Source organism: Flavobacterium crocinum, assembly GCF_003122385.1.
GTDB lineage: Bacteria > Bacteroidota > Bacteroidia > Flavobacteriales > Flavobacteriaceae > Flavobacterium > Flavobacterium crocinum.
The window spans coordinates 5,802,588-5,814,482 of record NZ_CP029255.1; the positions used below are offsets into that span (position 1 = coordinate 5,802,588).

10 protein-coding genes are annotated in these 11,895 nt (G+C 30.5%); 2 read left to right on the plus strand and 8 right to left on the minus strand.

What is annotated here, in order from left to right; all coding sequences use genetic code 11:
* Positions 1-59: 59 nt before the first annotated feature.
* Positions 60-611, plus strand: coding sequence for a hypothetical protein (locus tag HYN56_RS24600; RefSeq protein WP_109194614.1), 552 nt, complete (start codon positions 60-62; stop codon positions 609-611).
* A gap of 194 nt (positions 612-805) precedes the next feature.
* On the opposite strand, the gene HYN56_RS24605 is transcribed toward HYN56_RS24600, so the two are convergent.
* A complete protein-coding gene (locus tag HYN56_RS24605; RefSeq protein WP_109194615.1) occupies positions 806-1,996 on the minus strand; it encodes a DUF5009 domain-containing protein in 1,191 nt (396 codons plus the stop codon).
* 112 nt (positions 1,997-2,108) lie between these two features.
* On the opposite strand from HYN56_RS24605, the gene HYN56_RS24610 reads away from it, so the two are divergent.
* The gene (locus tag HYN56_RS24610) at positions 2,109-2,846 is read left to right on the plus strand and encodes a tyrosine-protein phosphatase (RefSeq protein ID WP_109194616.1); all 738 of its coding nucleotides are present in this window, start codon (positions 2,109-2,111) and stop codon (positions 2,844-2,846) included.
* 10 nt (positions 2,847-2,856) lie between these two features.
* On the opposite strand, the gene HYN56_RS24615 is transcribed toward HYN56_RS24610, so the two are convergent.
* From HYN56_RS24615 to HYN56_RS24645, 7 genes are all read right to left on the minus strand, one after another.
* On the minus strand, positions 2,857-4,275 hold the full coding sequence (locus HYN56_RS24615; protein WP_109194927.1) for an undecaprenyl-phosphate glucose phosphotransferase: 1,419 nt from the start codon (positions 4,273-4,275) through the stop codon (positions 2,857-2,859).
* 187 nt (positions 4,276-4,462) lie between these two features.
* Positions 4,463-6,832 carry a GumC family protein gene (locus tag HYN56_RS24620; protein ID WP_109194617.1) on the minus strand — a complete coding sequence of 790 codons (2,370 nt, stop codon included), beginning with the start codon at positions 6,830-6,832 and terminating at the stop codon, positions 4,463-4,465.
* 19 nt (positions 6,833-6,851) lie between these two features.
* Entirely contained in the window at positions 6,852-7,640 is a 789-nt protein-coding gene (locus HYN56_RS24625) for a polysaccharide biosynthesis/export family protein (protein ID WP_109194618.1), read from the minus strand.
* Positions 7,641-7,718: 78 nt separating this feature from the next.
* Positions 7,719-9,128: an undecaprenyl-phosphate glucose phosphotransferase gene (locus HYN56_RS24630; protein WP_109194619.1), complete on the minus strand. Its 1,410-nt coding sequence runs from the start codon at positions 9,126-9,128 to the stop codon at positions 7,719-7,721.
* Positions 9,129-9,140: 12 nt separating this feature from the next.
* Positions 9,141-10,238, minus strand: coding sequence for a DUF1972 domain-containing protein (locus tag HYN56_RS24635; protein ID WP_109194620.1), 1,098 nt, complete (start codon positions 10,236-10,238; stop codon positions 9,141-9,143).
* 10 nt (positions 10,239-10,248) lie between these two features.
* Positions 10,249-11,187 (minus strand): glycosyltransferase family 2 protein, encoded by a 939-nt coding sequence (locus HYN56_RS24640; protein ID WP_205727643.1) that lies wholly within the window; start codon positions 11,185-11,187, stop codon positions 10,249-10,251.
* A gap of 13 nt (positions 11,188-11,200) precedes the next feature.
* A complete protein-coding gene (locus tag HYN56_RS24645) occupies positions 11,201-11,893 on the minus strand; it encodes an acyltransferase (protein ID WP_109194621.1) in 693 nt (230 codons plus the stop codon).
* Positions 11,894-11,895: the final 2 nt, after the last annotated feature.

Consider the following 11,895-nt stretch of genomic DNA (forward strand, 5'->3'; position numbering starts at 1 on the left):
TAAGTGACTCAAAAAAAGCTACATTTGAGTTTCTGATTATCTGATTTTTAAAAAGTCTTATGCGTCAATTATTAATCTGTCTTTTAGTTTTTGGTTTTTCTGCGAAAGCACAAGAAAAAAGAAAAAATCTTATAAAATCTAACAAATGGTTTATTGCCGGGCCTTCTAAAGAAAGTGAAGAAAAGATAAACGATCTTCGACTGAAAAAAGGAATAATTGTGGTAACCGCAAAAGAAAATCCGAAAGGAGAAATTGAACTGAATGTCATGATTAATCCATCTGAAACAAATGATGGAATTCCGATCAATCTTTCAAGCGAATCAAAATATGTAGAAATTACATACCAATCTTCCCAAATTATAAAATTGCAGGCAAGAGAAGGAAATTCAGAAGGAACTGGTTGTGTACATGGAGGTTCTCATCCAAGAGTTAGTATGCCGGCTTCTCCCAATCGATTTAAAACTATAAAAATTCTCTGGTCCGATTTTAAACAGGACGAACTTTCTGACGGAAAACTCTTGAATATTCACAACTTATGCAAATTCAACTTTGTGAATTATAATCCTGTTTCCGGATCGGTTTTGAAAATAAAGTCGGTTGTTATAAATTAGTTTCGAATACGACCAAATTATTTACCGCGAAAGAGTGCTACGTTTTTTAAGCAAATAACACTTTATATAAAAGTAAAAGGTTCGCAAAACTTTGCGAACCTTTTTATATTTTTGAAACATTCATCGCAAAAATTCTTTGCAAACTTTGCGAAAATCCTTAGTGCACTTCGCGCTAAAAAACCGCTTTGATAAAACTACAAATGCAATTGAATTTTATATTTATTCAGTATTTTCATTACGAAAAGCATAATTGTAGAAAATACTAAAGACCAGATAATTCCCGGAACACCTTCTCTGAAATATCCCGGAATAATATGAATGTTAAATGCTTTACAGAAATAATAAATCACTCCCGGAAGTATATAAATTAAAAGCGGATTTGCTGCTGCGGGCATAAAAAAAGCACTCCATTTGGTTTGTTTTTTAATTTCCATCAACCAATATAAAAAGTAAAACAATACAGTACAGATTCCCGCTGAGATCATTGTCCAGGATGGAGTTCCTTTTATTTTTGAGATTCCGAATAAAGGTCTTAAAGCAAATCCAACTGAAAAAAACAAAATGATAAAAGCAACTACAGGCCAATTGATTTTATTTTCAATTTTTCGATCAAAAAATAGTAATGAGATTACGACTCCAGCAGAGACGAGTGCACCATGCGTAAGATGTCCCGCTATAAAACTCAACCAGAAAGTATTGTGAACAAATGAATTTTCGGTAAGATTTAGAGAGTTCATCACTACACTAAAAATCAGAAATCCGATCATGGCCCACAAATTTCCTGAAACCAGCCAGTAATAGACAACGGTTAAAAGGTATGCCCAACCAATTAAACCGAGAATTCCCCACCATTTTGGAGTCATTCCACGTTCGCCGGTATCCTGAATGTATAAAAAGTATAGTGTAATAAGAACTAAAATACCTCCATATTGCAATACATTTTTGAGCCAAAGCGGAAAATCTTTCGGATATTTATTCCAAATCGGAATTGGCATTATGTAGGCTAAAAGTCCCCAAAAGACTGGCGAAATAATCATTTTAGAAGCATCGTAACCATATTCGGCATTTACCATAAAAACTCCAATAATAATAAGTGCCAAAGCTCTCTTAAGAGTATGTGTCCAAATTGTTTTGGCACTGTCTCCTTTTATTATTCTGGTGTTAAAAGCAAAAGGAACAGACATTCCGACAATAAATAAAAAAGCGGGAAAAACTAAATCAACAAAAGTCATGGCATCTGCATCTGCAGGCATATGTTTCATCCATTGTGGCACATTTTGAACACTAGCCAGTTCATTTACAAAAATCATTACAAAAATGGTAATTCCACGTAAAGCATCAATAGAAATAATTCTTTGATTGAATAAATTCTCTTTTATTTTCATAAATTTTTACTTTTTTACTAAAAATCAAATATAGTGTAATTCTAAAATGCGTTATTAGAAATTCTACATTAATTTTACAATTTATAAATTTTGAGTTACACGTTTTTACCCCATGTTTACATTCTTTAAATCGAGACCTTTTTTGAAAGACCTTTTAGGAGGCGATTATGTCGATATCCATTCGCATCTCCTGCCTGGAATAGATGATGGCGCAAAAGACATTGAAAAAACAAAAAAACTTACAAAAGGATTTCAGGAACTGGGAATCTCCCAGTTTATTACGACTCCACATATAAGTCATTATATCTGGAATAACTCCGAACAGAAGATTATCGAAAAATATGATGAAACCCAATCTTTATTAAAAGGAGAAAACCTCAATCCTTCGTTTAAAACTGCTGCTGAATATTTTATGGATGACTGGTTTGGAAATCATCTCAAAACAGAAAAACTCCTTACTCTAAAAGATAATTATGTACTGGTAGAAATGTCGTATATAAATGCTCCTGTACAGTTGTACAAAATAATATTCGACCTACAAGTTGCAGGATATATTCCCGTTTTAGCACATCCGGAAAGATATCTGTTTTATAGTAAAAATTTAAAGGAATACGATAAAATTAAAAATGCTGGTTGTAAATTTCAACTTAACTTATTGTCAATGGTAGGATACTATGGAAAAGACATCACTCAGACAGCAGAACATCTCTTAAAAAAAGGACTTTATGATTTTGTTGGGACAGATGTTCATCATGGTAAACATATTGCATGTTTTGAACAAAAAGTAAAAACGGACCAAATATCTAATTTAAAGGAAATTATAAAAAACAATCAATTCTTTAGGTTTTAAAAAAGATTTGCTAATAGGCATTTTCTTCCCCCTTAACAATATTCATAATTGTTCTAATAATAATTTTTATATCCAGCAAAAGACTCCAATTTTCGATATACCAAATATCACAATCGACCCTGTTTTCCATATCTTCAAGTTTTTTGGTCTCGCCACGATAACCGTTAACTTGTGCCCAACCTGTAATTCCTGGTTTAGCATAATGACGGACTGAATAATTATCGATTAATTCACCATATTCTTTTGCAAGATTGATCATGTGAGGTCTAGGCCCAACAACAGACATATTACCAAAAAGTACATTAAAAAACTGAGGTAGCTCATCTATACTCGTTTTACGCATAAAAGCCCCAAATTTAGTTATACGACTATCTCCTTTTCCAGCCTGTTTGTCATGGGCCAGATCATTAACAAACATGCTTCTAAATTTCAGACAAGTAAAAGGCCTGTTATCACGTCCTGAACGTTTTTGTTTAAAAAAAACAGGGCCTGGTGATTCTATTTTGATCACTAAAGTCACTAATGGAAAAAGCCATGGAAAAATCGTTAAAATGACTAATGAAGAAAAACAAACATCAAATATTTTTTTCAGCAATCTATTGATTGCCAACTCCAAAGGCTCTTGTCGAAGCATTAATACTGGAGTGTTTTCATAGAATGAAACCTCAACTTTGTTCGATTTTGTATACAATTGGAAATCAGGAATAAATTTTATCCTAACCATATTTTGCTCACATATTTTTATTAATTTATTTATTGTTTCAACATTGTCAATATGAAGGGCGACATAAAGTTCATCTACTTTTTCTTTGACAAGAAACTCCTGAACCTTGTCAAAACCTCCTAAAAATGGACTATACGTTTCTTTTAGACTGTCGTTCTTTTCATCAAAAAAACCTAAAAATTTATATCCGTAAGTCAAATTTTTGGCCAATATCTTACGCATTTTTTCGCCTGTTTCATTAGCGCCAACAACAACAAACTTTTTAAAATTATATCCTTTTGCCCTTATTTCTTTTAAAAGCTTCATGGAGATATAACGAGAAATAAGTAAGATTCCAAAAAAGAATAAATAAAAGTACAGTAATCGAACTCTTGAAATATCTGAAAAGTTTAAAAAGACAACAAAGACAGCTATTAGAGAGGCATGAATGAGAAGTTTTCGAATTGTACGACTAATAATAGATTCAATACGTTCAATACGGACCATTCTGTAGGAATCTTTATTAAGAAGTAATCCAATCCATATTAAATTAGCAACTAAAGAAACCGTTTTTTCTTCTTTTAGAAATATTTCCTCAACCCTGCCATATCTTGCTAAAGCAGAAAGAAGTATTGATGCATTTAATAAAATTATATCCCAGCAGACAAACAAAAGTTTGAAATAACGAGACATTCGGATATGTGATAATTCTTCTAAAATTTTCATCATTAACTTTTCAAAGCAAAAGCTTAGCAAAATATTTACAACGAAAATAGTCTTTTAATTATTCTTAAGTAACACTTTTAAATCAATTATTCTTTATTTTTTAAAACAAGGCAATAGTAACATAAACCTACCACATAAAAAAAGGCTCAAAATCTTGAGCCTTATAGAAAAATTATAAGTTTAAATATCAAAAAAATCGTTTGTACCAAGGTTTATTCAAAACTGTTCCATAACCATATCCATAACCATAACCTTTTGTAGAATCTGTGTCGTTAAGTACAATACACATATTTGGAAGTTTATTTTCTTTATAAAGTGTATTTGCAATTGACAGCATATGTTTCTCTAATACATTTGCTCTCATAACATAAACGAAAGTATCAGCATTTTTAGCTATCAATAAAGTATCTGTAACCAAACTAACTGGCGCTGTATCAACAATTATATAATCATATTCTTTTTTTAGCTGTTCAAACAGTTCATCTACTTTTTTTCCCATTAGTAATTCAGCGGGATTGGGAGGAATTATACCAGAAGGAAGAATATAAAAATTTTCAAACTTCTTATGTTTTATGATATAGTCCTGAATATTCTTATCTGAAGATGACAAATAGTTTGTTAGACCCAAATTAGGAACATCAATATATTCTGAAAACTTAGGATTTCTAATATCCATACCTGCAAGCAAAACTTTTTTTCCTGATAATGCAAAAGTCCCTGCAAGATTTGCAGAAATAAATGTTTTTCCTTCTGAAGAAAAAGTAGAGGTTACGAAAATAGTTTTAGCAACTCCATTTGGTACTTTGTTGAGCATAAACTCCAAATTGGTTCGCACAATTCGTATTGCTTCAGCAGAACTTGACCGGCTTTCTGTTTTTATCAATTCCTTTGTATCATGAGAAGTGGGAACATCACCAATAAAAGGAATTGGCGTTTTTCCTTCCAAATCTAGCTTACTCTTAATTTTTGTATCTAATAAATTATTGGTATAAATAATGCCAAAAGGAACACATATGCCCAGCAGTAAACCAGCCAGATATATAATTTTCTTCTTAGGACTTATTGGTTTTTTATCAGCTCTAGCGGCATCAATTACACGAGCATTTGGCTCTGTAGCTGCCAAAGAAATTGCAGTTTCTTCTCTTTTCTGTAATAAGTACAGATACAATTCTTCTTTGACCTTTTGCTGTCTGGCAATAACTCTGAATTGACGTTCCTGAACTGGAATCTTGCCAATTTTACTTTTCAAAATTCCTTCCTGCCCCTTAAAATCTCTATTTTGAATTTGAAGATTAGATTGTAAACGTTTGATGCTTTCCACAACACTTACTTTTAAAGAACTGATCTGCTGATCAAGTTTTATTACTGATGGATTTTCAGTAGTAGCCGACTTTAAAATTCGATTTCTATCGAGAACTAGTTGATTATAGGAATTAATTAATGCACCTGCATCCCCTTTATCAGAGATCATATTTGTTGGTAATAAATCTGAATTATTGCTTTTTTTAATAAAATCTAATAATGAAGAGGCAACGTTCAACTGAATTTCTGTTTCGATCCCTTTTTTATCATATTCTGCTGCATCTTCAATAAAAAGTTTTGCTTCAGAATCAATATCTGTCAGTCTATTTGTTTTTTTAAAAGATTCTACATCCTGCTCAACTCCATCCAACTCTTTGGCAATTAAACTTAAACGACCAGCAATAAATTTAGACGTGTTCTCTGAAATATAATTTTTATCCTCGGCCGCATCATTATTATAAATCTGAATCATATTATCTAAAAAATCTTCTGCTTTTTTCCCAACTGGATCTGAAATAGAAATATTTACTACACTGCTGGTTTTGCTTACAGACTCGACTTTTAATTTTTCCCTAAAGTTTTCTGTTACTTCATCAAGCGGGCTTATCACTATATTAATAGATTTAAGATCGTCCGTTTCTTTCATTGAAAAAAAAGAAGTTTTGTCAATAATCAGTGTACCGATTTTTGTTTGGATTTTTTCTCCGAATTTAAATTCCTTTTTATTTTTTATAATAAAAGTTTCCTGGTTTTCTGTTTCATTTTCTAATGAAAAAGTATTCAGGTCCAACAAATCACATTTCAAAATAGCCTCCGCTTCATTAAATGCAACTGATTTATTTATAAAATTGATCCTGATTGGTGCTTGTGCATAAATATCACGGTCAATAACTTTTCCCTCAACAAATAATCCTGTAGTAAGATTTAGTTTTTTTATGGTATTTTCAACTAATGTCCTGGATTTTAAAACTTCTATTTCATTATCAACATTATTCTTCATATTACCACCTAATCCTAAATCCGAAAAAGCAGATAATTCAGAAAGCATACCTCCTTTCTTTTCATCTTTTACCAAAATACTGGTTACGGCTTCATAATTGGGTGTTGTATATCGCAGGTATAAAAAAGCCAATATTATACAAACTATAATACTCCCTAAAAACCAACGCCAATGAACTAAATATTTATATAACTGTTCCTTAACATCAACATCTTCAGCCTCATTGTCAATTATATCATTATAAAAATCTTTCATTTATTTATATTTTGTTTACTTATTTAAAAATTAATACGGCGAGCGATACTAAAATAGAGACGGCCGATATTATTACCGAAGTATTTGGCCCCACTGCCGAAGAATTTACTCTTGTTCTATTAGGTTCAACATACACTACATCATTTTGGTTTAAATAATAAAAAGGAGAATTTATAAAATCTGATTTCGTAATATCTACTCGATTATATGACTTTACCCCATTATTTTCCCTAATAATGAGAATATTATTTCTTTTACCATAAATAGTCAAATCCTTCGCCATGCTTAAAGCTTCAATAAGCGTGATTCGTTCTGAATTTATTGGATATGTTCCTGGTAAATTAACTTCTCCCTGCAATGAAATTTTGAAATTCGTGATGCGGACATTCACAATTGGATTTTTAATATAATTCTCAATTTTATTCTGCAAAAATTGCAATACTTCAGTACGACTTAAACCTCCTACGTGAATTTTACCTAATACAGGAAATTCAATGTTTCCGTTATTATCAACCAAATAAAGCTGAACAGTTTCCTGACTACGTGCTAAATCCTGCCTATTATTTCCAGACACACTGACTGTTTTTAAATTAAATGGTATTGCCGCTTCAGGATCATCTGCAGACACAATAATCATTAATAAATCATCTGGCTGGATTTTAACTTCATAAGAAGATGTATGCTCTGTTTTCAAAGAATCAACATCCTGATAATAGAGAATGTTTTTTTTTGAAGCACAAGAAAAAAACAGAAATAAGAGAGATAAAAAACTAATCGTTTTTACCTGAAGAAGAAATTGAGATTTCATTAAATTGAATTTAAAATAAAGGGAATAAAGCAAAAGAGAATCTGCTTTAAAGGATTTTTTTATAAAATTGGAGATTAATTAGTAGGCATTTTTTTCTCCTTGAAAAATATTCAAGACCGTTTTTACGATAATTTTTAAATCTAAGAGTAAACTCCAGTTTTCTATATACCAGATATCAAATTCTACTCTATTTTCCATGTCAATAAGTTTTTTAGTCTCACCACGGTAACCATTAATCTGCGCCCAGCCAGTAATTCCAGGTTTTGCGTATTGACGCACCAGATAATTATTGATTAACTCGCTATATTCCTGTGTATGGAACAACATGTGTGGCCTAGGCCCAACAACAGACATATTACCTATAAAAACATTAAAAAATTGTGGCAGTTCATCAATACTTGTTTTTCTCATAAAAGCACCGAATTTAGTGATACGGCTGTCACCTTTTTGAGCCTGCACATTATCCGAAATCTTATTGAGACGCATGCTTCGAAATTTTAAGCATGAAAATGATTTATTATCTCTTCCTGATCTATCTTGTTTAAAAAAAACTGGCCCAGGAGATTCAATTTTAATCATTATCATTACTATTGGAAATAACCAGGGAAATATTAAAATGATAACCAAAAAAGAAAAACAAACATCAAATACTTTTTTGATCAGTCTATTAATAGTACTCTCCAAAGGTTCAGGACGTGACATTAAAACGGGCATGTTTTCATAAAAAGAAATCTCAACCCGGCTTGATTTAGTATACAATTGAAAATCTGGAATAAACTTAATTCGCACCATGTGATGTTCACAAATCTGAATAAGTTTATTTATAACATCAATGTCATCTATATGAAGAGCGACATACATTTCATCCACTTGTTCTTTTGTTATAAAACTTTCAATTTCATCAAATCCGCCTAAAATATTGGATATCGTTTCATTTTGACTTTGATCAAAAAAACCTAAAAAACGGTAACCATATGTTAAGTTTTTTGACAATATTTTTAGCACTCTTTTACCGGTATCGTTTGCTCCTACAATAATTATATTTCTAAAATTATAACCTTTGTATCGAATGTATTTTAAAGTCTTCATGGAGAAAACTCTTGATAACATTAAAAAAGAAAAGAAAAAAACGTAAAAATAAAGAAGTTGAAATCTGCTTATACCATCATAATCCAATGACACCACAAAAATGGATACTATTGCGGCATGAATGATAATTTTTTTTATAGTTCTTGATAAGATCGATTCTATTGTTTCTACTCTAATGATTCGATAAGAATCTTTATACAACAAAAGACCAATCCAGATTAAATTAGCTAATAAAGATATCGTTTGGGTTTCTTTCAGATATAATTGATCAATATTTTCCAGTTTGACAATTCCAGAGATGAGTATTGCTAAATTTAACAGTACAATATCCCAAGAAATAAAAAGCAATTGAAAATATCTGGAAAAACGATATTTCGCTAGTTTTTGTAAAAAATTCATTTCAAACAACTTCTATCTATTATAAATCTCAATAAAATGGTTCATATATTGATTGATGATAATTTCCCAGTCATACATATACCTGATCTTCATCTTATTATTGGCTAACATTGTTTGAAATTTTTCATCTTCATATTTTACATTATCCAAATATTGAGAAACATCTAAAGAATTTTTAAAATAAACAGCATCTTCTCGTAAAATATAGCGATTGAATTCGTTATCATTTGCACAAATCAAACTATTAGAAGCCATTGCTTCTAATAATGAAGGATTTGTGCCTCCAACAGTATGACCATGAAAATAAATATTTGAATAATACCTTAAATTATTTAAAATTTCAATATCGTATATACCATCTAAAAATTTAATTTGACTGCATTGAGAATATTTTTCTTTTAAATAGTTTCCATAAGATGTATTATGGTTTCCTATTACTAAAAATGATCTATTTAACTTCGCGCCAATTACACCATCTAAAATTATCTCAATACTATTTTCTGGCTCCAATCTGGCAATGAGCATATCATATTCATAAGGACACAAATTATAACGTTCTAAAGCTATCACATCATTATTAAAAAAGGTTTTCGCTCCATAAGCTATATAAGTTGATGAAACTTTATATTTTTCAAGAAGATAATTTTGAATACCTATGGAATCCGAAATAAGATAATCACTATACTTTACTCCCAGTGATTCAGCATACTGAAGAAATCTTTTGATCACCCTTTTATACTTCGTTCTTTTCCATTCTAAACCATCCATATTAGTAGTTATGATGGCTTTTTTAGGTAATAGCCATCCCCAAACTGAACTACTTGTATAGCCTAATTGTAGAATTATATCGCAATCTCGTTTTCTTACATCTCGTATACAATTAAAATCATAGATAAATTGTCCGACAGTTCCTAATTTGTCCTCTGGATCATAACAATGAACAATTTGAACACCGTTCCACTCGTTTTGTTGATAAGGATGATTATGAGAATTGTACACAATAACTTCAAAACCCCTCTTTACTAATCCTAAAGCAAGGTATTCTGCGCATTGTTCAAAACCTCCATAGTGATTAGGAATACCTCTTGTTCCTATTATTGAGATTTTCATTAATAATCAATTATTTAGACTTGATGAAATAATTTATTTTTATTTTTCTCAAAATGATCTTAATAGGAATAAATAAACTTAAACTACATACTATCCAATAAGATCTTTTTGAAAAATAAACTTGTATATTCTTTTTAAACGCATCTGAAGAAAAAGTTTCTCGCCTTGCAATCTTCACATTAAAATAAAGTAATGGTAAATAATTATATAAAACATCTTTAAAAATCTTTTTTTTGGTTTCTAAACTAATTTGTTTATTATCATAAGAACTTTGAATTAATGATGGATATTCTATACTAAATGCCTGAAACTTATTATGTCCCCCTCTTTTTTTAACAAACTGTGTTTTAAACAAAGGCTCATCATTTATGACAAATGCTTTCTTGTTATATTGTGTCAAAAATAGAGACGTATGGGGAAACAAAGTATTCATTTTAGTTTTTCCTTTAATCATATCAAAATCTTCTCTCCAAATTCCAAAACCATTGCTCCACGAAGACCAATAAGATAAATTGCTCATAAAATCATCAAATCGATCATAATTTATTATTCTGCCATTGCCTAAAAATCCACTTGTAAAAAATATGCTAGGTCTTGATTTATTAAATGTCTTTATAAATCCTATCATATTTAATAATGACCCTTTCTGAAATATTTCCTGACTATTATGCAATTTTAAAAATTCTCCTTTGCCATAGGCCAAAACAAAATATGAATTTAAAAAGCCGTCACATTGAGTATTAAAATAAAAAAAATTTTCAAATGGAAATTCAATTAACAGGCATTCTATCTCTCGATTTGGGTCATTATCTGATAAAATTACTTCAAAGTCATCTAAGGAAACTTTAGAATAATTCGCGTCACTATAAATGCTTTCCAAGGTTTTTCTTACATAATCAATTCTACCATTGACAGGAATACATAATGATATAAGAGGATAATCTTGCAAATTTTTTTACAATTTATAATGCAGTTCTATATTTTAAAATTTTGGCTGGAACACCTCCTATAATAACATTATCAGGAAATTTATCTTTTACTACCGCGCCAGCTGCCACGACACAGCCATTACCAATTTCTGCACCATCTAGAAAAGTAGCTTTGGTTCCAATCCAACAATTTTCGCCTATAATTATTCCTTTGCCAGAAACACCTTGTAATCTTATTGGCACTGTTAAATCTGAAAAATTATGGTTTTCGGGATGAAAACTAACATAATTACCAATAATTGTATCATCACCAATCTCTAAACCTCCAACTCCACTTCCATAGTGACCATGAGATCCTAGACCAACATTATTTCCAATTTTAATACCTTTTGCAAGATTTTTAAGGCTTCCTGTTAAATCTATATGAGTATGAAATCCCATAGATACATTATCTCCACAAATCAAACCCTCTTCCGAAAGTGCATTAACATAACAATTCCTACCCACTAAAAAATTTTCTCCAAATTTGATCTTAGAGCTACAAACGACTGTGGAGGAAGGGTGTATAAAAACTTTTTTAAATTTTCTAGTTACACCAACACCATATAGCAAAGAAAAAAACTTGATTGTGAAAAAGTGAAACAAATAAGAAAGTGGTATTTTAGGATCTAACTGAAATTCCTCACCTTTTAAATTTGATACAACTTTATTAATAATCTTTCGCATAC

Bases quoted from the DNA above. Each gene is read 5' to 3' on its own strand.
- HYN56_RS24605 (WP_109194615.1), bottom strand. From the start codon at position 1,996: ATGAAAATAAAAGAGAATTTATTCAATCAAAGAATTATTTCTATTGAT.
- HYN56_RS24615 (WP_109194927.1), bottom strand. From the start codon at position 4,275: ATGAAAATTTTAGAAGAATTATCACATATCCGAATGTCTCGTTATTTC.
- HYN56_RS24635 (WP_109194620.1), bottom strand. From the start codon at position 10,238: ATGAAAATCTCAATAATAGGAACAAGAGGTATTCCTAATCACTATGGA.
- HYN56_RS24645 (WP_109194621.1), bottom strand. From the start codon at position 11,893: ATGCGAAAGATTATTAATAAAGTTGTATCAAATTTAAAAGGTGAGGAA.
- HYN56_RS24620 (WP_109194617.1), bottom strand. From the start codon at position 6,832: ATGAAAGATTTTTATAATGATATAATTGACAATGAGGCTGAAGATGTT.
- HYN56_RS24610 (WP_109194616.1), top strand. From the start codon at position 2,109: ATGTTTACATTCTTTAAATCGAGACCTTTTTTGAAAGACCTTTTAGGA.
- HYN56_RS24625 (WP_109194618.1), bottom strand. From the start codon at position 7,640: ATGAAATCTCAATTTCTTCTTCAGGTAAAAACGATTAGTTTTTTATCT.
- HYN56_RS24630 (WP_109194619.1), bottom strand. From the start codon at position 9,128: ATGAATTTTTTACAAAAACTAGCGAAATATCGTTTTTCCAGATATTTT.
- HYN56_RS24600 (WP_109194614.1), top strand. From the start codon at position 60: ATGCGTCAATTATTAATCTGTCTTTTAGTTTTTGGTTTTTCTGCGAAA.